The sequence below is a fragment of the Burkholderia reimsis genome (assembly GCF_003294055.1).
GTDB classification, from domain to species: Bacteria; Pseudomonadota; Gammaproteobacteria; order Burkholderiales; family Burkholderiaceae; genus Burkholderia; species Burkholderia cepacia.
Genome location: NZ_QMFZ01000026.1, coordinates 33,010 through 57,409, shown reverse-complemented (window position 1 = coordinate 57,409; position 24,400 = coordinate 33,010). Strand labels below are relative to the sequence as shown.

Here is a 24,400-nt window from a genome sequence, read left to right as displayed (position 1 = left end):
CGGCGGACGGGATACCGCCGCCGGAGCGGATTGCGGAGCACGGCCGGTCGGGGCCGCGGGCGGGATCTAGACGAGAAGCCGGCGCGGCGGCCTGTCGATGCCGCCGGTCAGGAACGACACGACCCCGGCCGCGGGCGGCGGCGAGACGATCGCCGCGCGAACGCCGGCCGCGGCGGGGACGGCGGGCGCGCCCGACATGCCGGCGCCGACGCAGCAGGACACGCACGCGGAACACGCCGGCGCATGCCGGGCGTGGCTGTCGGCGTCGTGATGGCCGTCCTGCGCGCTCGGCATCGTGTGCGACGCCGCTTCCATCGGCGCGACGGCAACGCGTTCGCACTGCATCGAAACAGTCGCGAACGACTGGATCGGCAGGCTCAGCGCCAGCAGCACGACGAGGAGGAATTTGCGCCAGTACGACATGGATGCGGAATCAGGCAGGCAACGACCGGATGGGCCGGCGCGGCGCCGTGACAGCGCGTGCCGGGGGACAAGACGGCCGCAGCTTAGCGCCGTCGCGGTGACGACGACATGGCCGAAACATGACCGGATTTTCACGAAACGCGGGCGACGCGGCGCAAGCGCTTCATGACCATTCCGTCATCCGGCGGTCATTCTTCGCGCACGCTCGGCGCCCTATGCTCACGCGTTACACTGACCGGCTGGAATCACGGACAGCCTGCCTCACCATGCGGATACTGATAGTCGAAGACGAACCCAAGATGGCGTCGTACCTCCGGAAAGGGCTGATGGAGGCGAGCTACACGGTCGACATTGCGGAAACCGGCAAGGACGGGCTGTTCCTTGCGCTGCACGAGGATTTCGATCTCGTCGTGCTCGACGTGATGCTGCCGGAAATGGATGGCTTCGAGGTGCTCCGGCGCCTGCGCGCGCAGAAGCAGACGCCGGTGCTGCTGCTCACGGCGCGCGAGGCGATCGAGGACAAGGTCGCCGGGCTAGAGCTGGGTGCCGACGACTACCTGCTCAAGCCGTTCGCGTATGCCGAGTTTCTCGCGCGCATCCGCTCGCTGCTGCGACGCGCGCCGCGCAACGTGCGCGACATCCTGCATGTCGCCGATCTCGAAGTCGACCTGATCCGCCGCCGCGTGCGGCGCGCCGACACCCGCATCGACCTGACCGCGCAGGAATTCGCGCTGCTGCAGTTGCTCGCCGAGCGCGAAGGCGAAGTGCTGACGCGCACCTTCATCACGTCGCAGATCTGGGACATGAATTTCGACAGCGACACGAACGTCGTCGATGCCGCGATCAAGCGCCTGCGCGCGAAAATCGACAACGCCCATGAGAAGAAGCTGATCCACACGATCCGCGGGATGGGCTACGTGCTCGAGGATCGTTCGTGACGCGCAGCAGCCCGGCCTCGTATTCGCTGCTGCGGCGCCTGACGCTGGCGTTCGCCGTCGTCGCCGCGCTCGTGTTCGCGCTGACCGGCGCGTACCTGTATCGCTCGCTGTCCGCCGAGCTGACGCGGCGAGACGACATCGAGATCTCCGGCAAGCTCAACCAGTTCCTGCAGCTTGCGCACGCGAGCGGCTCGGCTGCCGCGCTGCGCGCCGATCCGGCCGTGTTTCATGAAGTGCTGCTGTCGCATCCGGGCGTCTATCTCGGCATCTACGACGCGCGGAACCGCGCGCTCGTCGAGCATTCCGACGAAGCCGGCCACACGCTGGCGTCGGTGATCGCCGCGCCCCATCCGGCCAGCGCAACCGGCACGCCGTTCACGTGCGCGCCGCCCGGCATCGGCACGTCGCGCTGCGTGTATGCGCGCGCCACGCTGCCGTCCGGCGATGCGATCCAGGTTGCGCTTGCACGCACGGCGACCGATCGCCAGTCGTTGCTCGAAAGCTATCGCGTCGACATCTGGCTCGCGGCGGCCGCGGGCGCGCTGCTGGTCGGCGCGCTCGGTTACGCGGTCGCGTCGCGCGGCCTGCGCCCGGTCGAGAGCCTCGGCCGGCAGACGTCACGCATCGAGGCGCACAACCTGAACGCGCGGCTCGACGCACATGGCGGCCCGGTCGAGCTGCGTGAACTCGCGACGTCGGTCAACCGGATGCTCGACCGCCTCGAACGCGCGTTCGTGCGGCTCTCCCAGTTCTCGTCCGATCTCGCGCACGACATGCGCACGCCGCTCGCCAACGTGATCAGTTCGTCGCAGGTCACGCTGTCGCGCGCGCGCACGACCGAGGAATACGAAGCGCTGATCGATTCGAACATCGAGGAATGCGAACGGCTGCAACGGATGATCGAGAACATGCTGTTTCTCGCACGCACCGACAATGCGCGCCAGCACCTGAAGACCACCGAACTTGACGCGGGCGGCGAGTTGCGCCGGCTCGCGTCGTATTTCCAGGCGCTTGCCGATGAAGCCGGCGTGCGCATCGACGTGCAAGGCGAAGCGACCGTCGTCGCCGATGCGACGCTGTTCCGGCGCGCCGTCAGCAATCTCGCGTCGAACGCGCTCGAACACGCGCAAGCCGGGTCGACGATCGAGCTGGCGGTGTCCACGCAAGGCGGATATGCGGTCGTCGAAGTCACCAATCGCGGTGCCGCGATTCCGCCCGAACAGGTCGAACGGATCTTCGAGCGCTTCTACCGCATCGATTCGTCGCGGCACGGCGCGGCGCGCAACGCGGGCCTCGGGCTCGCGATCGTGAAATCGACCATGGAGCTGCATCGCGGCAAGGTCGAAGTCGCAAGCCGTGACGGGCGCACGACGTTTGCGCTTCATTTTCCGCGCGGCGTCGAAGGGTAAGGCGTTTCCCGCGCGTGTCGCATCGGCATGACGGCCGGCGCGCCACCAGGCGAAGCACGACGACGACGCCCCTTCACTCCGCCGGTTCGCGCCGGATTTTCGCCTGGCGGCGATTGCGGTCGTTCAGTATCTGGTGCCGGCGATGGTCGGTCAGCTTCTTCCAGTCACGCGCCTCGTCGCGCGTGCGCAGGCAGCCGACACAAAAGCCCGTCCGGCCATCGAACGCGCACAGCTCGATGCACGGTGATTTCACGGCCACGGTCAGGCCGCCTTCGCAGGCGTCATCACTTCGACGGTCACGTGCGACACGCCGTCGAAACCCTCGATCAGCGCATGGTAGAAACGCGCGTCGCGCACCGTCTCGACGGTCTCGACCGACACGATCGCACTCATGTGGCCCGGCCCGACACGCCACACGTGAAGATCGTTGACCTTGTCGCCCAGCGCCTCGATCGCATCACGTATGCGCGCCGCCAGCTTGCGATCGACGTTGACGTCGAGCAGGATGCCGCCGGTATCGCGCATCAGCCCATACGACCAGTTCGCGATCACGAGCGCGCCGACAATGCCCGCAACGGGGTCCATCCAGACCCAGCCGAATGCACGTGCGAGCAGCAGGCCGACGATGGCCAGCACCGACACGGCCGCGTCGGCGATCACGTGAACGTAGGCCGACCGGATGTTGTGGTCGCGATGGGCCGCCGTGTGCGAACCGTGATCGTGATGCGCATGAGGGTCATCGTCGTGATCATGGTCGTGGTCGTGCCCATGATGATGACCGTGCCCATGACCATGCCCGTGGTGATGGCCGCCGCTCAGCAGCCACACGCTGGCGAGATTCACCGCGAGCCCCAGCACGGCAATCGGAATCGCTTCGCCGAAGTGAATGGGCACGGGCGCCAGCAGACGCGCAACCGCCTCGTAGCCGATCAGGATCGCGATCATCGCGAGCACGATCGCGCTCGTGAACCCGGCCAGGTCGCCCAGCTTGCCGGTGCCGAACACGAAGCGCGGATCGTCGGCATGCCTGCGCGCATAGGTATAGGCCAGCGCGGCGATCAGCATCGCGCCCGCATGCGTCGACATGTGCAACCCGTCGGCGACGAGCGCGAGCGACCCGAACAGCGTGCCGCCGACGATCTCGGCCACCATCATTGCCGAGCACAGGCCGATGACCATCCACGTCTTGCGTTCGTTCTGCTCGTGCGCCGCACCGAGAAAGATATGGTCGTGCCCGGCGCCGAATGCGTCATCCTGGAAAGCGTTCATGTCCTGCCCCGATTACTTGAAATAGCTGTGCACCACGTCGATCAGCTGCTCGGTCGCGCTGCCTTCGTGTGCGTCAGGTTCATGCGCATCGACCAGATGCTCGCGAATGTGGTCTTCCAGCACAACGGCGAGCAGCCCGTTCATCGCGCCGCGACAACTCGTGATCAATTGCAGGACCTCGTTGCAGCCGTGCTCCTCCCCGAGCGCGCGCTCGATGGCCTCGACCTGACCCTTGATCCGGCGCACGCGGTTCAGCAGCTTCTGTTTTTCACGAACGGTATGGCTCATCGACGACGGGCTCCTGAATAGGGAGGGGGAGTATATATCCGGAAGGGTTCCCGTATAGGGGAGAGGGGTATATTTTTTCGGGATGAAGGCTTGTCGAAAGGTATCCGCTCGGCTAGATGCGAAGCGTCAAGGCTGTTTCTAGGCGCGGGAAGTCTGGTCGTCGGCGCATCGACGCCGATGGCACCATGAGGACGATGATTGCCGGCGAACACACACGGCTCGACGCACGGCGATTTCACGGCCACGATCAGGCCGCCTTCGCAGGCGCCATCACTTCGGCGATCACATGGGAAACACCGTCGAATCGCACGTCACGCGCCGCATCGGCAGTCTCGACCGACACGAGCGGGCATACGTGGCTCGGGCCGTCGCGTGGCACAGGGACTGCGACGGGTTTCAGCCCCCGGATCAGCGCAGCGAAATCGGAATTCTCGCCGCGACCCAATCTATCGTGGTCGGCGGCATCGAGATCGTCCGCGTGCTGTCGTACGCATCCGATGCGTCGAAGTAGATCAGCTTGCCGTCGTGGATCTCGATCGGATCGTTTCCAGGCCGGCCGCCCCAGAAGACGAAAAACAGCCGGGTAGCAAGTGTCGATCCGTGCTCATCGGCCACGACGATTTTGATCTGTTCGTTTTGGTCAGCAAAGAGGACGTTGCCGCGGTGGCCACTTCCGCAGATGTTGACGATATAGGTTGTGCCATCGACCTGCTTGATGCCGCCGTTCAGTTTCGCGTTGTAGTTGTATCGCTGGCAGTCGGTTTCGTCGGTCGTGATCCCGCGAACGCTGACGAGATAGAAGATTGCCAGGAAGCTCAGCGTGACGATCGCCAGTCCTGCGCGCATCGTTCTGCTGAAATGGCCGATATTTCTGACAAGCCGGTAGAAGTAGAGCACGAAGATGATCGACGTGATGGCGAAGATCGTGCTCTTCGCATGCTTGAGCGAGAAAAGCACGATCGCATTCCTGACGTCCACTGGCACGAACATCCATGCAATGGCGACAACCAGGCATGTGACGACAACGGTCGAGACCGCTTTGAGAATGACGGCGGTCGCCTTCATTGCTCGGCCGGGACGGTTCTGCATACGGTGTCGAATTTCAGAATGATCGGTTTGTCCAGCTTGATGAGTTTAGGGCGACTGTAGATCATGAAGTCGCCACCGCGATTATGCGCCGACCTCCAGTCGCGGTACGTCTTGTTATGAACTGGCCAGTAGACATCCTTCGCCAGGAACTTCCGAAAAAGGCTGGTGCGTTTGTCGATCGGCTTGTTGACCTCCTCGCCCGCGGGGAGATACCGCCATTCTTCAATAGTCGAGTTCCCGACGTTCAAGTTGCTGCTTTTGAAAAAATCGTTGACCGCCGCGGCATAGGACAGAACCATCCCGTTCCTGTTCCAGTGGCCGAGGTATTGGCTCTTGGAAAGCGAATCGTCGTTGAACGAATAGCTGTCTTTGATGTAGACATAGACGTGGGTAATTCGCGCGACAGGCTCGAGACAGAAGACCTTGTTCTCGCCTTCGTATTGATAAAAGCGTTCGCCGGTAACGGCCGCCTTCCCTACGGCAGCGTAGAAATTGAAGTTCGCCAGGGCGCCGGTCAAATCCGTCATCGCGGTACCGTCGAGCGTGTCGAGGGATGACACTGGCTGGTACTGAAATCCCCAGGCGATGTGAAACTGGAGCGGAGCAGTCAGAAACGGGGAGGTGTCGATAACAATACCTGCCGCGCTCACTTGTCCGGCCGAAAAACTCCGCTCGACCACGGGCGCCAGGACTTTCGTTACTGCGCGTGCGGCATTCGGCGTGTAAATCGCTTGCCGGACAAGCTGATTGAATCGTTCCGTTGCACCGCGAAATTTCAGAGCCCAATCCAGGGAAACCGTCGTGTCATCGAGCGGCTGTACAGAGTTGAGGTCGTTGTCATAGACATGTCTTGGGCTCGCAAACCATTTCCGCGCCAGCTTGGCCGAGATTGGCCAGCCCATCTTGTCCATCGCTTTGGGGATGTCCTGCAGATCGAACTCGGGCAGTTTGTCGGCCTGCTCCGCGTCCCGAGGCTTGTCGTTCGGCTGCGGTTTGGCAGGCGGTTCGGTGGGCGCTGGCGCAGGGGTGGACGTGTGATGCGGCTTGACCGGTGCAGGTGCCTTGGGCGGCGATGGCGGCTCGTTCGGCGCACGCCTGTCGAACGAGATTTTTTGCTGCGTGTCGATCGGAATGCATCCGACCACTCCAGCGTGACATTTCCAACGTTTGCCGGAATAGAAGACTCCGGATTCCAGCTGGTAATACGGGACTTTTTTGACGTCGGGCATAGCGCTTGAATGACGATTCGCGAGAGAACCGGTCTCAGCGTAATCAAAACCCCGGCATTTCCAACGTCGATAACGAAGACAACTTGTCAGATCCAGCCGAACCTATGTAGGACATAACGGTACGGGCAGTCTTCCGACGGCACGACTGTTACAGAAGGTTTCGTCGCCACACGGCTCAACATCGCGTCCTCGAGTTCCGCAGCCCCCTCGTCTGCCATTATGGCGACCGTGTCAGCCTCCACGGGGGCCGGGCGCGTGGAGTGAACAGATTCGCGTCGACGGGCCGCAGTGGCATGTGTCCCGCATCCCGCCACGAACCTCCTCGACGAAATCGCCCCCCGATCACACGAAGATGGTCACCAACCGCCCATCGATACCGCCGCAGATTGTCGGTCCATGCCAGTCGCTCCGGCACGGTTAGTCTGCCGGCCCTCAAAGGGCATTTGCAGCACGTCACCGACGAGATGCGCGTGTACTGCAGCGACGGGTTCTGCCGGACGGTCAACCTCGTCTTTGACAACGAGCACTTTCGCCTCTTTTGTGACCACTTCCATCGGCCCCACGATCGACACATCACATCGGCCGGGTCATTGCGTGCCCAGTCATTCAGCATCACCCTATACCCACCGACCCGACAATGCCGTACGAAATGAATGCTTGTCGAAAGCAACCCGCTCGGCTAGACTGCCCTTCGTCTTTGGGGAGTAGCCTGCTTTCCGTCTCCGGAAAGCGAACGCGTCAACACACTCGGCCTGCGGCCGTGGCGCGTTCAGCCTGATCGGCCTGGCGAGACCATCGGCACATCGCGTCGTTCCTGGTCGGACGTCGGCGGATGTGCCATGGTTCGTCAACGTCCGACCACGGAGTCCCCATGTTCCCCGCCACCCTCTCCCCGCGTTTCGCCGCCGTCCGCACGCATGCCTGCGGAGGTGCCGCATGACGTTCATGTTCGTCGAACTGGCGGTCATGCTGATCGTCATCCTCGTCGCCGCCGAGGTCTTCACCAATGCGCTCGAACATCTTGGCGAACGCCTGAAGATTTCCGAAGGCGTCACCGGTTCACTGTTCGCCGCCGTCGGCACCGCGCTGCCCGAAACGATGGTGCCGCTGCTCGCGCTCGCCGGCGGCACGGCAAACCCGGCCGTGAACGAGGAGATCGGTGTCGGCGCGATTCTCGGCGCGCCGCTGATGCTCGCCACGCTCACCACGTTCCTGATGACGCTCGCGGTGATCCGCTCGCGCGGGCCGCGCGGCACGATCGCGCCCGAACGGACGGGTTTCGTGCGCGACCTGAACTACTTCCTCGCCGCGTTCTCGCTGGCCACCGCCGCGATGTTCGTCCCGCATCACAACGGCGCCGTGCGCGCGCTGCTCGCCGCGATGCTGGTCGGGATCTACGTGATGTATGTCGTGATGACGTTCCGTGCGTCGAACCAGCTCGTCGATGCCGGGCATGGCACCGAGGCGCCGCACAAGATGTTCCTGTCGCGCCTGGGCTTGCCGACCAACCTGGCGACCATCGCGCTGCAGCTGCTCATCGGCGTCGCGCTGCTGGTCGGCGGAGCGAAGGGTTTCATTCACGGCGTGGAAGGCGTGTCGCACGTGCTCGGCGTCTCGGCATTGCTGCTGTCGCTGATCATCGTGCCGATCGCGACGGAGCTGCCCGAGAAGGTCAACAGCGTGCTGTGGATCCGCCGCGGGAAGGACACGCTCGCGTTCGGCAACATCACCGGCGCGATGGTATTCCAGGGCACGCTGCTGCCGGCGATCGGCATCATGCTGACACCGTGGGAGCCGCGCCTCGAAGTGCTGACCGGCGTGATCATCACGCTCGCGGCGGCCGCATGGCTGCGCATCAATGCGCGCACGCGCGGGCTCGCGATCTGGGCGTTGCTGGCGAACGGCGCGGGTTACGCAGCCTATCTGTTCCTGACACTGGCCCGGTAACCCGGCTCACGCGGCACGGGCACGCTGCCGCGGTGCGAACGATGCACCGCCGCGCCGCGTGCCCGCAAGCGTGTCAGATGCGCTTCTGGTTCACACGCTGCGACAGCTGTTCGGCGCTTTCCTTGCGCTCGCTGTACCGGTCCGTCAGGTACGCGCCGACGTCGCGCGTGAGCAGCGTGAACTTGACCAGTTCCTCCATGACGTCGACGACCCGGTCGAAATACGCGGACGGCTTCATCCTGTCGTCGTCGCCGAACTCCATGAACGCCTTCGCGACGGACGACTGGTTCGGAATGGTCAGCATGCGCATCCAGCGCCCGAGCACCCGCATCTGGTTGACCGCGTTGAACGATTGCGATCCGCCGCTGACCTGCATGACCGCCAAGGTCTTGCCCTGCGTCGGCCGTACCGCGCCGACCGACAGCGGAATCCAGTCGATCTGCGCCTTCATCACGCCGGTCATCGCGCCGTGCCGCTCGGGAGAGCACCACACCATGCCCTCCGACCATTGCACGAGCTCGCGCAACTCCGCCACCTTCGGGTGATGCTCGGGTGCATCGTCGGGCAACGGCAATCCGGCCGGATTGAAGATCCTGACATCGGCGCCCATGGCCGTCAGCAGACGCGCCGCCTCCTCGACCAGCAGCCGGCTGAACGAACGCGCGCGCAACGACCCGTAGAGCAGCACGATGCGTGGCGGATGCGTCGACGGGCGCGCGGGTTGCAGCAGGCTCGCGTCCGGCACGCGAAACAGCGCGGCGTCGAGTTGCGGCAGATCGTTCAGGCGGTCAGACACGCTTGCCCTCCGCATCGATCACGATTTCGCCGTCTTCCTTTGCAAACGGCCCGTTCTGCGGATCGGGCAGGATATCGAGCACCTGTTCGGACGGGCGGCACAGCCGCGTGCCGAGCGGGGTGACGACGATCGGGCGATTGATCAGGAGCGGATGCGCGACCATGAAGCCGATCAGATCGTCGTCGCTCCATTTCGGATTGTCGAGATCGAGCGCGTCATACGGTGTGCCCTTGCGACGCAGCACGTCGCGAACGGGGATGCCCATCGCCGCGATCAGCGCGCGCAACTCCTCTTTCCCGGGCGGCGTGTCGAGGTACAGCACGACACGCGGTTCGACGCCGCTGTTGCGTATCATCGCCAGCGTGTTGCGCGACGTGCCGCAATCGGGGTTGTGATAGATCGTGATGTCGGTCATTTCCGGAATCCTGATTGATTTCACGCGCGCTCGTACCAGCCCTTCGAACGGTTGACCACGCGCACGACGAGCAGCATGACCGGCACCTCGATGAGCACGCCGACGACGGTCGCGAGCGCCGCGCCCGAGTGGAAGCCGAACAGGCTGATGGCCGCCGCCACGGCCAGCTCGAAAAAGTTGGACGCGCCGATCAGCGCCGACGGGCACGCGATGCTGTGTTTCTCGCCAACGGCGCGATTGAGCCCATAGGCGAGCGCTGCGTTGAAGAACACCTGGATCAGGATCGGCACCGCGAGCAGCGCGATCACCAGCGGCTGCTTCAGGATCGCCTCGCCCTGGAACGCGAACAGCAGCACCAGCGTGGCCAGCAGCGCGGCGATGGACCAGGGGCCGATCTTCGCCATCGCGCGGTCGAACGCCGCCTGCCCCCTGGCGAGCAACAGCCTGCGCCACGCTTGCGCGAGGATCACCGGGATGACGATGTAGAGCACGACCGACGTGAGCAGCGTCGCCCATGGCACCGTGATGGCGGACATCCCCAGCAGCAGGCCGACGAGCGGCGCGAAAGCGATCACCATGATGCTGTCGTTCAGCGCGACCTGCGACAGCGTGAACAGTGGATCGCCGCCGGTCAGCCGGCTCCACACGAACACCATCGCCGTGCACGGCGCGGCGGCCAGCAGGATCAGGCCGGCGATATAACTGTCGATCTGGTCGGCCGGCAGCATCGGCGCGAACAGCTGCCGGATGAACAGCCAGCCGAGCAAGGCCATCGAGAACGGCTTGACGAGCCAGTTCACGACGAGCGTGACACCGATCCCCCGCACGTGCTGGCGAACCTCATGCAACGCGCCGAAGTCGACCTTGACGAGCATCGGCACGATCATCACCCAGATCAACAACCCGACGGGCAGGTTGACCTGCGCGTATTCCAGGCGGCCGATGCGCTGAAAGAGCCCCGGCAGTGCCAGGCCCAGCGCGATGCCGAGCACGATGCACAGCGCCACCCAGACGGTCAGGTAGCGTTCGAAAAATCCGATGGCGGGCCTGGCCGCCGCGGCTTGCGACGGGGCCGCGTGCGAGCCGCTCATGTGCGATCCCCGCAGCAGGCCGGCGCCGCCGGCACGCCGCACGCAGCGCCGGCGCAGCAGTTTTCGGTCAGGAACCCGATGAGTCCGCTCATCGATTCGAAGTTCGCCGCGTAATAGATGAACCGGCCGTCCTGACGCGCGGTGACCAGCTCCGCATGCGACAAATCCTTCAGATGGAACGACAGGCTCGATGGCGACAGCCCGATCTGCTGGGCGATCGCTCCGGCCGGCAGCCCTTGCGGCCCGGCGACGACCAGCGCGCGAAAGATGGCCAGGCGCGCTTCATGAGCAAGCGCGCCCAGGGCGCGCACGACGAGATTGGAGTCCATGGCGCGAAGGATAGCGCCTTCATTTCCATATTTCAAGAATTGTTGAAATAAAGGTGCCCATCTCCTGCCGAACGGCATGACCGGGCTGCACCCGCCCCGCCGCCTATCGTCGAACGCCGCCGCGCGAGCCGCATCCGGCCCGACATGCGCGGCGCCGGTGCGGCCGCCGCCCCGGTTCACGGGCGGGCGAGGCACCGGCGTGCCGTCAGGTCAGGACGCCTTCACGAGCTTGACGATCGTCAGCGTGCCGTCGACCTTCTCGATCCGCACCTTGACCTTGTCGCCCGCATGCGCGTGCTCGAGCATCGCCGCGTCCTTCGCCTTGAACGCCATCGTCATCGGCGGCATCCCGACGTTGTCGAGCTCGCCGTGCTTCAGCGTGATCCGGCCGCTCGCGGCATCGACCTTCTTCACTTCGGCATCGGTCAGCGCGGCGTTCGACTCGGCCGCACCGCCCGACGACATCTTCATGCCCGACATGTCCATGCCGGCCATGTCGCCGGCGGCGAAGGCCGGCGCGGTGAACGCGCCGCTCGCGAGAACGGCTGCGGTGGTGGTGACAGTGATCCACTTCTTCATCGTGATTCTCCGGTTGGGATGGATGGCACGTTCGTGCCGTGAGGTACTGCATCGGAATGCCGCACGCGGCCCGTGCTTCGCGCATGACGGCGCTGCAGCAGGAGCCAGGCGGCGGGAATGACGAACATCGACAGCAGCGGCGCCGTGACCATGCCGCCGACCATCGGCGCGGCGATGCGCTGCATCACTTCGGAGCCGGCACCGTGGCCGACCATGATCGGCACGAGGCCGGCGAGCACGACGGCGACCGTCATCGCCTTCGGCCGCACGCGCAGCACCGCGCCTTCGCGGATCGCGTCGAGCAGCAGCGCGTCGGTCAGCGGTTCGCCGGCATCGAGCCGGCGCTGCAGCGCGCCCTTCAGGTACAGCAGCATCACGACGCCGAATTCGGCGGCCACGCCCGCGAGCGCGATGAAACCCACCGACGTCGCGACGGACACCGCATGGCCGAGCGCCCACACGAGCCAGAAGCCGCCGACCAGCGCGAACGGCACCGTCGACATCAGCAGCAGTGCATCGGCCGCCGAGCCGAACGTGAGAAACAGCAGCACGAAGATCACCACGAGCGTGACCGGCACGACGGTGCGCAGCCTGGCCGCCGCGCGTTCGAGATACTCGAACTGCCCCGACCACGCGATCGAATAGCCGGGCGGCAACGCGACCTGTTGCGCGACGGCCTGCTGCATCGCGCGCACGGCGCGCTGCAGATCGGTGCCGCGAATGTCGACGTACACGTAGCCGGAGAGTCGCGCGTTCTCGCTGCGGATCATCGGCGGCCCGTCGGCGATCGCGATGCGCGCGACATCACCGAGGCGGATCTGCGCGCCGCGCGCGGTGACGACCGGCAGCTGCCGCAGGTTCTCGACCGAATCGCGCACCTCGCGCGGGTAGCGGAGGTTGATCGGAAAGCGCTCGCGGCCCGCGATCACTTCGCCGACATCGTCGCCGCCGACCGCCGACGACACCACCGACTGGATGTCGGCCACCGACAATCCGTAGCGCGCGGCGGCAAGCCGGTCGATATCGACGTCGATATAGCGGCCGCCGTTCAGCCGTTCCGCAAGCGCGGACGTCACGCCCGGCACGCGCTTCACCGCGGCCTCGACCTGCTTCGCGACCGCGTCGATCCCGGCCAGGTCCGGCCCGGAAATCTTCACGCCGACCGGCGTCTTGATCCCGGTGGACAGCATGTCGAGCCGGTTGCGGATCGGCGGCACCCATACGTTCGACAGGCCCGGCACCTTCACCGTGCGGTCGAGTTCGTCGACGAGCTTCTCCGGCGTCATGCCGGGCCGCCATGCGCTGCGCGGCTTGAACCGGATCGTCGTTTCGAACATCTCGAGCGGCGCGGGATCGGTCGCGGTATCGGCGCGGCCCGACTTGCCGAACACCGTGTCGACCTCGGGCACGGTCTTGATCAGCCGGTCGGTCTGCTGCAGCAGCTCGCTCGCCTTGTCGGCGGAGATGCCCGGCAGCGCGGTCGGCATGTACAGCAGGTCGCCTTCGTCGAGCGGCGGCATGAATTCGCCGCCGAGCCGCGACAACGGTACGGCCGTCAGTCCGAGCGCGACGACCGCAACGCCGATCGCGACCCACGGCCGCCGGAGCGTCGCTTCGAGCAGCGGCCGGTACACGCGGATCAGCACGCGGTTGATCGGGTTCGCGTGCTCGTGCGGAATGCGGCCGCGCACGAGGTAGCCCATCAGAACCGGCACCAGCGTCACCGACAGCCCGGCGGCGGCGGCGATCGTGTAGGTCTTCGTGAACGCCAGCGGCGCGAACAGCTTGCCTTCCTGCCCTTCCAGCGAAAACACCGGGATGAACGACAACGTGATGATCAGCAGCGAGAAGAACAGCGCGGGCCCGACCTCCGCGGCCGACGTCGCGACGAGTTCCCATCGTCGCGCGGCCGTGACCGGTTCGCCGGGATGCGCGTGGTCATACGCCTCGAGATGCTTGTGCGCGTTCTCGATCATCACGATCGCCGCGTCGATCATCGCGCCGATCGCGATCGCGATCCCGCCGAGCGACATCAGGTTCGCGTTGACGCCCTGGTAGCGCATCACGATGAACGCGGCCAGCACGCCGAGCGGCAGCGACAGGATCGCGACGAACGCGCTGCGCAGATGGAACAGGAACACCGCGCAGACGATGCCGACGATGACGAATTCCTCGATCAGCTTGTCCTTCAGGTTGCCCACCGCGCGCTCGATCAGTTGCGAGCGATCGTAGGTCGTGACGATCTCGACGCCGGGCGGCAGCGAACGCTTCAGGTCGGCCAGCTTCGCCTTCACCGCGTCGATCGTCGTGAGCGCGTTCTTGCCCGAGCGCATCACGACGACGCCGCCCGTCACCTCGCCCTGCCCGTTCAGCTCGGCGATCCCGCGCCGCATCGCGGGGCCGACCTGGATGCGCGCGACGTCGCCGAGCAGCACCGGCGTACCGGCGTCGTTCGTGCGCAGCACCACGTGCCGGAAATCGTCGAGCGTGCGCAGGTAGCCGGTCGAGCGCACCATGTACTCCGACTCGGCCAGCTCGACGACCGAGCCGCCGGACGCCTGGTTCGCGTTGCCGAGCGCGTTCGCGATTTCCGCCTGCGTGATGCCGTAGGCGCGCAGCCTGTCCGGATCGAGCACGACCTGGTACTGCCGCACCATGCCGCCGATGCTCGCGACTTCCGAGACGTCCGGCACGGCCTTCAGCTCGAACTTCAGGAACCAGTCGTTGAGCGCGCGCAGTTGCCCGGGATCGTGACGGCCGGTGCGATCGACGAGCGCGTACTCGTACACCCAGCCGACGCCGGTCGCATCCGGGCCGAGCGACACCGTCGCGCCGGCCGGCAGCCGGCTCTGCACCTGGCTCAGGTATTCGAGCACGCGCGAGCGCGCCCAGTACGGATCGGTGCGGTCGTCGAACAGCACGTAGACGAACGCGTCGCCGAACGACGAGTACGCGCGGACGGTTTTCGCACCGGGCACGCCGAGCAACGTGGTCGTCAACGGATAGGTCACCTGGTCCTCGACGATCTGCGGCGCCTTGCCCGGATACGACGCCTTGACGATCACCTGCGTGTCCGACAGGTCGGGCAACGCGTCGAGCGGCGTCTGCCCGAGGGAGTGGACGCCCCATGCGGCGATCAGCACGGTGGCGAGCAGCACGAGGAAGCGGTTGTGGACCGACCAGCGAATGATGCGCGCGATCATCGTTCGCCTCCCTGCGGTTCGACCTTCGTCAGGCGATAACCGTCGTCGGCCCGCGTGAACGCGAAACGCACCGTCTGGCCCGGCTTCACGCCAGGGAACGCGGCGGCCGACGGCTTGCCGAACGTCATCGTCATCGCGCCCCAGCCGAGCGCCGGCACGGGCTGGTGCGAGAACGTGATGTCGTCGGCCGTGACCTGTTCGACCTTGCCGATGGTTTCGTAGATCGGTGCCGCCGCTTTCGGCGCCGGCCCGGAAGTCACCGCCGCCCCGCTTGCGCTGCTGCCGCTCTCCAGCTTCGGCAACACGCTCTTCAGGCTCGCCTCCGAATCGATCAGGAACTGCCCCGATGCAACGACCGTATCGCCTTCGTTCAACCCGCCGAGCACTTCCGTGTCGCCGCCGATGTCGTTGCCGGTCGTCACCTGCACCGGCTGGAGCCGACCGTCGCCGTTCTTCACGATGACGATCGTGCGCTTGCCGGTCGCGATCACCGCTTCGGACGGCACGAGCAGGCGCGACACGCTCGCCTTCCCGGCGACCCGCACGCGCATCAGCATGCCGGGCGTGAGCTTCAGCGCGGCGTTGTCGATCTCCACGCGCGCCTGCAGCGTGCGGCTGCTCGTGCTGATGCCGGGCAGCACCTCGCGGATGCGTCCGGTGAAATGCTGCGCAGGATCGCCCGCGAAGGTCGCGTCGACGGCCATCCCCGGCTGCACGTTCAGCGCGAGCGCTTCCGGCACCTCGACGATGAGCCACAGCGTCGACAGCCCCGCAATCTTCGCCAGCGTCTGTCCGGGCGCGACCATCGCGCCGTCCCGCACGTTCAGCTCGCTGACGACGCCGGTTTCCGGCGCGCTAAGCACGACGTGCGTCTGCGCGCGGCCGGTGCGATCGAGGCTCGCGATCATGCCGTCGGGAATCGACAGCGCGCGCATCCGTGCACGCGACGCATCGAGCAGGCTGCCGTCCGTTCCGTCGCGCTTGAGTGCGAGGTATTCCTCCTGCGGCGCGAGCCAGTCAGGCACGAACAGCGACGCCACCGGCGCGCCCTTCGCGATGCGCTGCATCGGTGCGCGCGCATAAAGGCGATCGATGTAGCCGGTGACGCGCGACTGAACGACCTCCGCGCGCGATTCGTCGAACTGCGTGGTGCCCACCGCGTCGAATCCGGCCGCCGTCTGCTGGCGTCGGACCGTCGCATAACGGATGCCGAGATTCTGCTGCAGGCCCGGATCGATCCGGATACCGGACGCGCCGCCGCCCTCGTCCGCATAGACAGGCTGCAACTGCATGTCCATGAATGGCGACTTGCCCGGTTTGTCGAAATGCTGGTTCGGCACCATCGGGTCGTGCCAGTACAACACCTTGCGGCCCGTGTTCGGGTCGGTCTTGCCGGCAGGTGCGGCGCCGGGCGCTACGGACGATGCGATCGATGCGCCGCCCGCCGCATCGCGCATGCCCGCGACGTAACCGGCGCCGAGCAGTGCCGCGGCGGCAAACGTCAGCAGCACCGCGCGCGCCAGTGATTGCTTTTTCATGAGGTTCTCCTTCACTGCGCGGCGGCCATCGTCGACGGCACGACCTGATATTCGAGCTGCGCCCAGGTCTGCGACACGTCGCGCCTGAGATCGAGCACCTGCAACTGCGCGTCGAGTTGCGCGCGCCGCGCGGCGAACGTGTCGGCGAGTGAACCCGTGCCCGCCCGGTAGGCGGCATTGGCCAGTTGCACGCGCTGGTCGGCGGCGGGCAACAGCGATGCACTCAGGTTCGCGATGCGTTCGCGGCCGCTCGCGAGCGTTTCGGACTGCGTGCGGATATCGGCCTGCACCTGGCGCAGCGTGTCCTCGTACATCAGGCGCGCCTTCGTCGCCAGTTCGGCCTTCTCGGCGACATCACGGTTCTGGCGATTCCTGCGATCGAGCGGCAATGGAATCGTGACGCCGACGGACACCATGTTCGAATACGCACCGCCGCGCTGCTGGTACGCGACTTCCCACGTCCAGTTCGGGCGGCGTTCGCTGTTCGCGACGGCGGTATCGGCTTCGGCGACGGCGATATCGTCGGCGGCCGTGATCAGCGCCGGCTGCGATATGCGCAGCTCGTCCGGCGGCAACGACGACACGAACGATTCCGGCGCGGGCGGTGCGCCCGTGACGTCCGACGCCGGCACGGCGGTCCAGCGCGACAACGCGATGAGCGCGGTCTGGTAGACCTGCTGCGCTTTCAGCCATTGATCCTGCGTCTGCGCGAGCATGGCCCGCGCCTGAACGACGTCGGCCGCACTCGCCTTCGCGCCGCGATACGATGCCTTCGTCGCGTCGAATTCATGGTTCATGTGATCGAGCAGTGCCTGCTGCAACGCGAGCGCCTGCTTCGCGTAGACGGCGTTCAGCCACGCCGTTGCGGTTTGCTGGCGTACGCTCGCGAGCTGCGCGAGATAACCGGCGCGCTCGCGCCCGACCTGCTCGTTGGCCAGTGCCGAACGCAGGCGCCGCTTGTCGCCGGACACCCACTCCTGCTCGATGCCGATGCGGCGCATCGTCATGAAGTCCTGGCCGACGGTGAAGCGCTGGCCGCCATTGACCGGCAGGTTGTCGATGCCGGCCTTGAGCATCGGGTCGGGCAGCTGGCCGGCCTTCACGGCCGCCTCCGAGCTCGCGCGCACCGAAGCCTGGGCGGCCTGCATCGACGCGGAATGATCGGTGGCGGACTGCAGCGCGGCGTCCAGCGTAAAAGGCGGTTGCTGCGCGTGAGCCGCGCCCGCAACCAGCAGCGCCGCCCAAAGCATGGGCGCGCGCCGGCGCGCACGCCGCGCAAGCGGCGTGCCGGGATGGAATGACATGGTTTAACCCCAACGGCGGAACCCCATGGGGATTCCACGTCCTGCGCACAGGACGAACCTCACCGCGAATGCGGCGAACCTATCGGATCGGGATCAGCTGATGCGTGGAGGGCGCCACAACCCGTTCGGATCGCGGACCGGGAGAATTTGCGCGTAGTGGAAGGCAACGATGCTGGCGAATGCAGCGGGACGACTGACTTCGGCGCGAGCGGCCGGATGATAGAGACTGCCGAACTGGCATTGCGCCGTCAGCTTGCAGGACAGGCCCTTCGCTTTCGCGTGGGCCTTGCCGGTGGACGACGACTGCATCGAATCGCAACCCGGCATGTCGGCGGACATGCCGGCGTCCATGTCCGTCGACATCGACATGCCCTGTTGCATCATCGGGCATTCCCCGGCCAGGCCGCTGGCTGCCAGCCCGCTGATGGGCAGCACCGCGCAAAGCAGCAGCAGGATGACGGTCCGGAGAAATTTCATGCGGGCGATTATAGCGCGGGGTTTTGCTGTGTGGCGGCGCATCGATACGGCGGAACGACGCGCCGTAGCCGTACCCATCGCGCTCATCGCACCCATCGCACGCTACCGCGCCAGCGCGTCGGCCTCCAGCACGGCGCGCACCGCCGGCCGCGCACGCACCCGCTCGTACCACGCACGCAGATGCGCATACCGGGTCAGGTCGATATCCGCGTTGTACACCGACCGCATCCAGTCGGCCTTGCCCCAGCCGGTCAGCGCGAACAGGTAGGCATCGGCAACGGTGAACGTGTCGCCGGTCAAGTATGCGTTGCCGTCGAGCTGGCGGTCGATCCATGCAAAACGGCTGTCGAGCTTCGTTCTCGCCGGATCGACGTATTTCCCCGCCTGTACCGCATACAGCAGCGGAATGAACCCCTTGTGGATCTCGGTGCCGAGAAAATTGAGCCATTCCATCAGCCGGTAGCGCGCGAGCGTGCCGTACGCAGGCGCGAGCGCGGCTTCCGGGCACTGATCCGCGAGATACTGCGCGATCACCGGGCCTTCGCGCAGCAGCGTGCCGTCGTCGAGTTCGAGCAGCGGCACGTAGCCGAGTTCGTTCACATCGTAGTAATTGCGCCCGTCTTCAATGACGTGCTTGCGTGCGTCCACCTTGATGACCTCCGCGTCGATGCCGCCTTCGCGCAGCACGATGCAGATGGCCTGCGAACAGCTTCCGGGAGCGTGATAGAGCTTCATGCGTTTCCTTCGTGGGTTGTCCATGTATCGATTCGCCGCGACGCGGGCGCTAATATCTCGCATCGGCGCATCGCCGGGAAGACGGCAGTCGTTTGTGCCGTAGTCACAAAAAATTTACCGACCAGGATTCAGCACGATGAAAACGAGTGCGACCGGATGTTCCGTCGAAGAAGCGATGCGCCTGCTCGGCGGCCGCTGGCGGCTGCTGCTGGTGTCGTATCTGCTCGACGGGCCGCGACGCTTCAGCGACCTGCGCCGCGACATGCCCGGCATCTCGCAGCGCATGCTGACGCTCGACCTGCGCGCACTCGAGGACGCCGGGCTCGTGCGGCGCACCGTCTATCCGGAAGTGCCGGTGCGGGTCGAGTACGACCTGACCGCCGACGGCGACCGGCTGCGGCCCGTCGTCGAGGTCATGCGCGAATTCGGGCTGTGGCTGAAGGCGCGCGATGCCGCTGCGTCGTGCGACACCGGCGCGACGCCCGGCGCGGCGGCAGCGATCGGAACGGCCCTTCATTCGAACCGATAACCCCTACCACCCTTACGCAGGAACCCGTTCATGGAACTTCACGCTACCGTCGGCGCGGCGACGTCCGACCTCGACGACGACGAAAGCTTCGCCAACATCTACTGTCACGACGCCGAGCAGGACTATTGCTTCGCGCTGTCGCGCTTTCCGGACGACACGCTGATCGAAGTGATGGTGCGCGACCAGATCACCTGGCGCGTCAAGGATCTGTCGGTGACGCTGACGGACGACACGATCGACATCGAGATCGAACCCGGCATCGCCGCGCGACTCGACGGCCAGACGCGTTACGTGATCCATCTCGCGCCGGGCCAGTACGATCCGGTCACGCTGCGCGCCGCGCTGAAGGAGATCTTCGCGGGGAAAAGCGGGTTTCAGGACGACAGCACGCGCGGTTAACGGCTCAACCGCACCGTCATCGTCGCCTTCGCGAGGGCCTGGTAGTGAGCGGTATAGCCGACGACCGCAGGCGTCGCGTCAGGTTCGACCGGCAGCTTCGTCACCTTGAGCGCGGTCAGCGTAATGACGTAGCGATGGGTGTCGCCCTGCGGCGGGCACGGGCCAAGATAGCCGACTTGGCCGGTGTCGTTCTTCATCGGGACGGCACCCGCCGGCAGTCCGGCAACGTCATTGCCCGAACCGGGCGCGATGCCATGCGCCGACGCCGGGATGTCGGCGACGACCCAGTGCCAGAATCCGGAGCCCGTCGGTGCGTCGGCATCGAACATCGTCAGCAGGTAGCTTTGCGTGCCTTCCGGAACACCGCTCCACCGTATGGACGGCGAAATGTTTTGACCGTGACAGCCGAAGCTGTCCGATACCTGCGCGCGACCAAACGCGCCGCCGGCAAGCTCCGCGCTTTCGATCGAGAAATCGCCCGCCCGTGCCGTACCGGCAGCGAGCATCGCCACGCAAAGGGCGAAACCGGGCTTGACTATCGTCATCGTCACCTCACCAGCAAGCAGGAATGGAACGGACATTCTTGCAATCGCGCCGGCCCCGAACAAGACAAGCAAAGGTACCGGTATCGCGACTACCCGGCAATGTCCGGCCATGCCGGCTCCGCTCGCGGAAAGAGCCGGTTGCCGGTACATTGGCGGCAAACGGAAGTCCGGGCCGGCCGCTTCCATCCTCATTCACGCCCTTCATGCCTGATCCGACCATGACGTGCCCTTCACGACTGCGTTCGCTGCTCCACGGCTCCATGCTGTTCATCGCCTGCGCATCGATCGCGCCCGCCGCGCTGGCGGCCAAACCGCTACTCACGTTCAAGGTCGACGACACCATCACGGCCCGCGTCGAACGGGCGGACAGCGAGCACGTTACCGTGCGCTTCCTGCCGAGCGGCAAGACGCAGACGCTCGACGTGACCGCCGCCGACGAAGAAGGCCGCTATCACCTCGCGTCGGACGACTACAACTTCGACGGCCACCGCGATCTCGCGATGCACGCGACGCTCGGCATGGTGAACGATGGCTACGGCATCTACCTGTACGACACCGCACGCCAGCGGTTCGAGCCGCTGCGGATGCCGGCGAGCGACATGCCGCACGGCAATTGCGACGGGCTGGTCAACGTCCAGGCGAAGCCGAAAGAGCGCACGCTGTACAGCTCGTGCCGCGGCGGCCCGATCTGGTACACCGATGCGTATCGCTTCGACGGCAGCGGCAGGATGTACCTGTACCAGTCGAGCGAAGCGATACCGGACGACCTGCGCGACCTGCTCGACACCGACAACGGCCCGTCGTCGATGCTGCTGACCTACGACGCGCAAGGCAAGCGTGTCGCGCGTCGCCCCGACGCCTACGGCGGCGGCACCGTCACGTTCAAGGTGCGCCCGGCACGCCTGCCGCTGCACGATGCGATGACCGATGCGCCCACGCGCCGTTATGTCGTCGCGGGCGACACGGTGGAGGTGATCGACGCGAGCGCCGATTTCCAGTGGCTGAAGGTGCGGTATCGCAACCCGCATGCGGGCGCGGTGCAGGGCTGGGTCAGTGCGAAGGAGGCGATGGGCAACTGATGCAAGCGGTCGCGTATTCGCCACGCTTCCCACATATTGAACGCCGAACATCCCATTAATCGGGATACCTGCCCAAATGTTGACGCGCTTCCCGCCGCGACTCTAACGTTCTCCTCAACGCCATTCGATTCGGCCGCCCCGCTCGCGGGCGACGGCCGGGCATGGAACACAGGAGACAACCGTGGCCCAATCCGCGTCGCGCACCCACGCGAACCCGCCGGATCGATTGCCCGCCCACGCCGGCATCGCATCCGATTCAACCGCCCGCGCGGCCGCCGCGCAGGCAGCGCCGCCCAGCCGCAAGCGCCTGCTGATCCTCGCGCTGCTGTTCGTCACGGTCGTGATCAACTATCTCGACCGCAGCAACCTGTCGATCGCCGCGCCCGCGCTGTTCAAGGCACTGAACATCGATCCCGTGCGAGCGGGCCTCGTGTTTTCCGCGTTCGGCTGGACCTACGCGCTGATGCAAGTGCCGGGCGGCTGGCTCGTCGACAAGGTATCGCCGCGCGTGCTGTATGCGGGCGCGCTCGCGCTGTGGTCGGTCGCGACGCTACTGCTCGGCTTCGCCGGTTCGTTCGTCGGGCTGGTCGTGCTGCGTCTCGCGGTGGGCGCGCTCGAAGCGCCGGCCTACCCGATCAACAACCGCGTGGTGACGACGTGGTTCCCGACCCGCGAGCGCGCGAGCGCGATCGGCGGCTACACGTCGGGGCAGTTCGTCGGCCTCGCGTTCCTCACGCCGGTGCTCGCATGGCTGCAGGTGCATCTGGGCTGGCACATGGTGTTCGTCGCGACCGGCCTCGCCGGCATCGCATGGGCCGCGATCTGGTATGCGGTGTATCGCGAGCCGCGCGCGTTTCGCGGCGTCAACGCGGCCGAGATCGCGCTGATCCGCGACGGCGGTGGCCTCGTCGATCTCGAAGACCGCATCGCGGCGCGCACCGAACGCGCACCGTCGACGTGGCGCGACCTCGGCGTCGTGCTCGGCCGGCGCAAGCTGTGGGGCATCTATCTCGGCCAGTTCGCGCTGAACTCGACGCTGTGGTTCTTCCTCACGTGGTTCCCGACCTACCTCGTCAAGTACCGCGGAATGGACTTCATCAAGTCGGGCTTCCTCGCGTCGCTGCCGTTCCTCGCCGCGTTCGTCGGCGTGCTGTGCTCGGGCGTGCTGTCGGACTGGCTGATGCGTCGCGGCGCATCACAGGGCTTCGCGCGCAAGCTGCCGATCATCTCGGGGCTGCTGATCTCGACCTGCATCATCGGCGCGAACTACGTCACGTCGACCGGCTGGGTGATCGCGTTCATGACGATCGCGTTCTTCGGCAACGGCTTCGCGTCGATCACGTGGTCGCTCGTGTCGGGGCTCGCGCCCGCGCGGCTGATCGGCCTCACGGGCGGCGTGTTCAACCTGATCGGCAACCTGTCCGCGATCGCGACGCCGATCGTGATCGGGCTGCTCGTGAACGGCGCGGACTTCTCGCGCGCGATCACCTACATCGCCGCGATGGCACTCGCGGGCAGCCTGTCATACGGTTTGCTCGTCGGCAAGGTCGAACGCATCGACGCATGAGCCTCGCGAGGGCGGCACACGCGTGCCGCCCTGCCTCGCCGCTGCCCGCGTACCGCGTCAGAACCGCTGAAACCCGTCGCGCGCTAGATCGTGCGGATTGCCCGCCACGTAGTCGAGTGCGCACGCGTCGGTATCGATGCCGACGGTCAGCAGCGTCTCCCAGCGCTCGGTGTCGGGCATCGACGGATCGGCGTGGAAACACACGACGGCCTGATCGCCGGCCGCACCGCACATTGCCGCCGCGCGCTCGCGCACATCGGCGCTCGTCATGCCGTTCACGACTTCGTTCAGGTGCGCGAAGCGTTCGCGCGTGGTCGAGCTGTCGGGCATGCACTCGCCGCCGCTCAGCGCGCGATCGAGGAAGTGGTTCGTATGCAGCAGCCAGCCGTCCAGACGCGGCACCACCACGGCGACACCCGACGGGCTCAGCTCGATGCTCGCCGCGCGCGGGTTCGCGTCATGCCGCGTGAACACGGTCAGCACCGTGGACGCGCTCACGCGCGCGGTGCGCGCGAGTTCGATCGCCTCCTGCACCGTCGCCGCATCTTCCAGCAGGCGCCGCGCGATCGCGTGCACGGGCACACCGGCACTGTCGTTGTCGCTCGCGTGATGCAGGATGTTGAAGTGCAGCCCGAGCCCCGCGCTGTTCACGCCGAGCTTCGCGAGCATCCCGAACTCCGAGAACAGCTTGACGGTGCGGCCGTGCGGCGTCGCGAACCGCATCAGCAGCCCCTGCGGCGCGAGGCTGTCGTGCCAGTCCCACGTCTGAAGCGTGCGCGGCACGTGCGGGCCGGCCGGCGCGTAGACGGTCGTCGAGCACTCGCCTTCGGCCGATGCGGGCGCGGTCGCGAGAATCTCGGTGCGCGCGTTCAGGCACGCGAGCTGCCAGCGCGGCAGGTCGACGCCGTCGGCGATCGCGTCGACTTCGGCGGCCAGGCGCGGGCACCACGCACCGAGCGCGGCCAGGCTCGCTTCGCCGATCTCCCGCGCGCGCTGCGGCTCGATGCCGAGCTTCGGGAAGAACGCGAGGTAAAGCGCGATCGTCTCGCGAATCTCGGCGGCGAAACGCACGCCGATCAGGCGGCCGCGCTCGTGCGGATCGGTGAGGTCGGTCACGAAGGTGTGTAGCTTCAAGGTCAAATCTCCTGGGTTGAATGCGTTCCGGGCAAGCGCGGCCCGGAACGTGATGCATGGCGCAGCCGGTCGACCGGCATGCGCGCCG

Annotated in this window: 26 protein-coding genes and 1 riboswitch; of the genes, 7 read left to right on the top strand and 19 right to left on the bottom strand. The window is 66.2% G+C overall.

Going from position 1 to position 24,400, the window contains the following annotated elements; all coding sequences use genetic code 11:
- Positions 1–66: 66 nt before the first annotated feature.
- Positions 67–423: a hypothetical protein gene (locus DPV79_RS26680; protein ID WP_113046879.1), complete on the bottom strand. Its 357-nt coding sequence runs from the start codon at positions 421–423 to the stop codon at positions 67–69.
- A 266-nt stretch (positions 424–689) separates the two neighbouring features.
- Here DPV79_RS26680 and DPV79_RS26675 point away from each other — a divergent pair, with 266 nt between their 5' ends.
- Together DPV79_RS26675 and DPV79_RS26670 are read left to right on the top strand one after the other, a co-directional pair.
- Positions 690–1,361 (top strand): heavy metal response regulator transcription factor, encoded by a 672-nt coding sequence (locus tag DPV79_RS26675; protein ID WP_027789830.1) that lies wholly within the window; start codon positions 690–692, stop codon positions 1,359–1,361.
- Complete coding sequence (locus DPV79_RS26670; RefSeq protein WP_113046878.1) at positions 1,358–2,770, top strand: heavy metal sensor histidine kinase; 1,413 nt, start codon at positions 1,358–1,360, stop codon at positions 2,768–2,770. The genes DPV79_RS26675 and DPV79_RS26670 overlap by 4 nt, the downstream gene beginning before the upstream one ends.
- Positions 2,771–2,843: 73 nt before the next feature.
- On the opposite strand, the gene DPV79_RS26665 is transcribed toward DPV79_RS26670, so the two are convergent.
- From DPV79_RS26665 to DPV79_RS42795, 6 genes are all read right to left on the bottom strand, one after another.
- The gene (locus DPV79_RS26665; protein ID WP_081052750.1) at positions 2,844–3,029 is read right to left on the bottom strand and encodes a DUF1289 domain-containing protein; all 186 of its coding nucleotides are present in this window, start codon (positions 3,027–3,029) and stop codon (positions 2,844–2,846) included.
- Positions 3,030–3,031: 2 nt separating this feature from the next.
- A complete protein-coding gene (gene dmeF / locus DPV79_RS26660; protein ID WP_113046877.1) occupies positions 3,032–4,039 on the bottom strand; it encodes a CDF family Co(II)/Ni(II) efflux transporter DmeF in 1,008 nt (335 codons plus the stop codon).
- Positions 4,040–4,051: 12 nt separating this feature from the next.
- Positions 4,052–4,327, bottom strand: coding sequence for a metal/formaldehyde-sensitive transcriptional repressor (locus DPV79_RS26655; protein WP_048024557.1), 276 nt, complete (start codon positions 4,325–4,327; stop codon positions 4,052–4,054).
- 408 nt (positions 4,328–4,735) lie between these two features.
- Positions 4,736–5,416 (bottom strand): hypothetical protein, encoded by a 681-nt coding sequence (locus tag DPV79_RS26650; protein WP_113046876.1) that lies wholly within the window; start codon positions 5,414–5,416, stop codon positions 4,736–4,738.
- Positions 5,389–6,645 carry a DUF6402 family protein gene (locus tag DPV79_RS26645; protein ID WP_113046875.1) on the bottom strand — a complete coding sequence of 419 codons (1,257 nt, stop codon included), beginning with the start codon at positions 6,643–6,645 and terminating at the stop codon, positions 5,389–5,391. Before DPV79_RS26645 ends, DPV79_RS26650 begins: the two co-directional genes overlap by 28 nt.
- A gap of 356 nt (positions 6,646–7,001) precedes the next feature.
- Entirely contained in the window at positions 7,002–7,199 is a 198-nt protein-coding gene (locus DPV79_RS42795) for a hypothetical protein (RefSeq protein ID WP_165843570.1), read from the bottom strand.
- 133 nt (positions 7,200–7,332) lie between these two features.
- Positions 7,333–7,507, top strand: a riboswitch (yybP-ykoY riboswitch).
- Between the two features lie 74 nt (positions 7,508–7,581).
- Here DPV79_RS42795 and DPV79_RS26635 point away from each other — a divergent pair.
- Positions 7,582–8,592, top strand: coding sequence for a sodium:calcium antiporter (locus DPV79_RS26635; protein WP_113046873.1), 1,011 nt, complete (start codon positions 7,582–7,584; stop codon positions 8,590–8,592).
- Between the two features lie 73 nt (positions 8,593–8,665).
- On the opposite strand, the gene arsH is transcribed toward DPV79_RS26635, so the two are convergent.
- The 10 genes from arsH to gstA all read right to left on the bottom strand — a co-directional run bounded on the left by arsH (position 8,666) and on the right by gstA (position 19,059).
- Positions 8,666–9,403, bottom strand: coding sequence for an arsenical resistance protein ArsH (arsH, locus tag DPV79_RS26630; RefSeq protein ID WP_113046872.1), 738 nt, complete (start codon positions 9,401–9,403; stop codon positions 8,666–8,668).
- Complete coding sequence (gene arsC, locus DPV79_RS26625) at positions 9,381–9,803, bottom strand: arsenate reductase (glutaredoxin) (protein ID WP_113046871.1); 423 nt, start codon at positions 9,801–9,803, stop codon at positions 9,381–9,383. The genes arsH and arsC overlap by 23 nt, the downstream gene beginning before the upstream one ends.
- A 20-nt stretch (positions 9,804–9,823) precedes the next feature.
- Positions 9,824–10,894: an ACR3 family arsenite efflux transporter gene (gene arsB / locus DPV79_RS26620; protein ID WP_113046925.1), complete on the bottom strand. Its 1,071-nt coding sequence runs from the start codon at positions 10,892–10,894 to the stop codon at positions 9,824–9,826.
- Positions 10,891–11,223 carry an ArsR/SmtB family transcription factor gene (locus DPV79_RS26615; protein ID WP_042975389.1) on the bottom strand — a complete coding sequence of 111 codons (333 nt, stop codon included), beginning with the start codon at positions 11,221–11,223 and terminating at the stop codon, positions 10,891–10,893. Before DPV79_RS26615 ends, arsB begins: the two co-directional genes overlap by 4 nt.
- A 210-nt stretch (positions 11,224–11,433) precedes the next feature.
- Positions 11,434–11,802 carry a copper-binding protein gene (locus tag DPV79_RS26610; RefSeq protein WP_113046870.1) on the bottom strand — a complete coding sequence of 123 codons (369 nt, stop codon included), beginning with the start codon at positions 11,800–11,802 and terminating at the stop codon, positions 11,434–11,436.
- The gene (locus tag DPV79_RS26605) at positions 11,799–15,005 is read right to left on the bottom strand and encodes an efflux RND transporter permease subunit (protein ID WP_113046869.1); all 3,207 of its coding nucleotides are present in this window, start codon (positions 15,003–15,005) and stop codon (positions 11,799–11,801) included. The genes DPV79_RS26610 and DPV79_RS26605 overlap by 4 nt, the downstream gene beginning before the upstream one ends.
- Entirely contained in the window at positions 15,002–16,543 is a 1,542-nt protein-coding gene (locus tag DPV79_RS26600) for an efflux RND transporter periplasmic adaptor subunit (RefSeq protein WP_113046924.1), read from the bottom strand. Before DPV79_RS26600 ends, DPV79_RS26605 begins: the two co-directional genes overlap by 4 nt.
- An 11-nt stretch (positions 16,544–16,554) precedes the next feature.
- Entirely contained in the window at positions 16,555–17,847 is a 1,293-nt protein-coding gene (locus DPV79_RS26595) for a TolC family protein (RefSeq protein ID WP_113046868.1), read from the bottom strand.
- Positions 17,848–17,940: 93 nt separating this feature from the next.
- Positions 17,941–18,324: a hypothetical protein gene (locus DPV79_RS26590; RefSeq protein WP_027789845.1), complete on the bottom strand. Its 384-nt coding sequence runs from the start codon at positions 18,322–18,324 to the stop codon at positions 17,941–17,943.
- Between the two features lie 102 nt (positions 18,325–18,426).
- Positions 18,427–19,059, bottom strand: a complete 633-nt coding sequence (gene gstA, locus DPV79_RS26585; protein ID WP_113046867.1) for a glutathione transferase GstA — start codon at positions 19,057–19,059, stop codon at positions 18,427–18,429.
- Positions 19,060–19,195: 136 nt separating this feature from the next.
- Here gstA and DPV79_RS26580 point away from each other — a divergent pair, with 136 nt between their 5' ends.
- Together DPV79_RS26580 and DPV79_RS26575 are read left to right on the top strand one after the other, a co-directional pair.
- Entirely contained in the window at positions 19,196–19,588 is a 393-nt protein-coding gene (locus tag DPV79_RS26580) for a winged helix-turn-helix transcriptional regulator (protein WP_027789847.1), read from the top strand.
- Positions 19,589–19,618: 30 nt separating this feature from the next.
- On the top strand, positions 19,619–19,987 hold the full coding sequence (locus tag DPV79_RS26575; RefSeq protein ID WP_113046866.1) for a hypothetical protein: 369 nt from the start codon (positions 19,619–19,621) through the stop codon (positions 19,985–19,987).
- Here DPV79_RS26575 and DPV79_RS26570 read toward each other — a convergent pair.
- Positions 19,984–20,724 carry a YbhB/YbcL family Raf kinase inhibitor-like protein gene (locus tag DPV79_RS26570; RefSeq protein WP_244321813.1) on the bottom strand — a complete coding sequence of 247 codons (741 nt, stop codon included), beginning with the start codon at positions 20,722–20,724 and terminating at the stop codon, positions 19,984–19,986. The two genes, DPV79_RS26575 and DPV79_RS26570, sit on opposite strands and share 4 nt — an antisense overlap.
- Positions 20,725–20,750: 26 nt before the next feature.
- On the opposite strand from DPV79_RS26570, the gene DPV79_RS26565 reads away from it, so the two are divergent.
- Both DPV79_RS26565 and DPV79_RS26560 read left to right on the top strand, forming a co-directional pair.
- Positions 20,751–21,611 carry an XAC2610-related protein gene (locus DPV79_RS26565; RefSeq protein WP_113046864.1) on the top strand — a complete coding sequence of 287 codons (861 nt, stop codon included), beginning with the start codon at positions 20,751–20,753 and terminating at the stop codon, positions 21,609–21,611.
- Positions 21,612–21,792: 181 nt separating this feature from the next.
- Positions 21,793–23,178, top strand: coding sequence for an MFS transporter (locus DPV79_RS26560; RefSeq protein WP_113046863.1), 1,386 nt, complete (start codon positions 21,793–21,795; stop codon positions 23,176–23,178).
- Positions 23,179–23,235: 57 nt separating this feature from the next.
- Here the strand turns inward: DPV79_RS26560 and DPV79_RS26555 are convergent, their stop codons facing one another.
- Positions 23,236–24,312 (bottom strand): C45 family autoproteolytic acyltransferase/hydrolase, encoded by a 1,077-nt coding sequence (locus tag DPV79_RS26555; RefSeq protein WP_113046862.1) that lies wholly within the window; start codon positions 24,310–24,312, stop codon positions 23,236–23,238.
- Positions 24,313–24,400 lie beyond the last annotated feature (88 nt).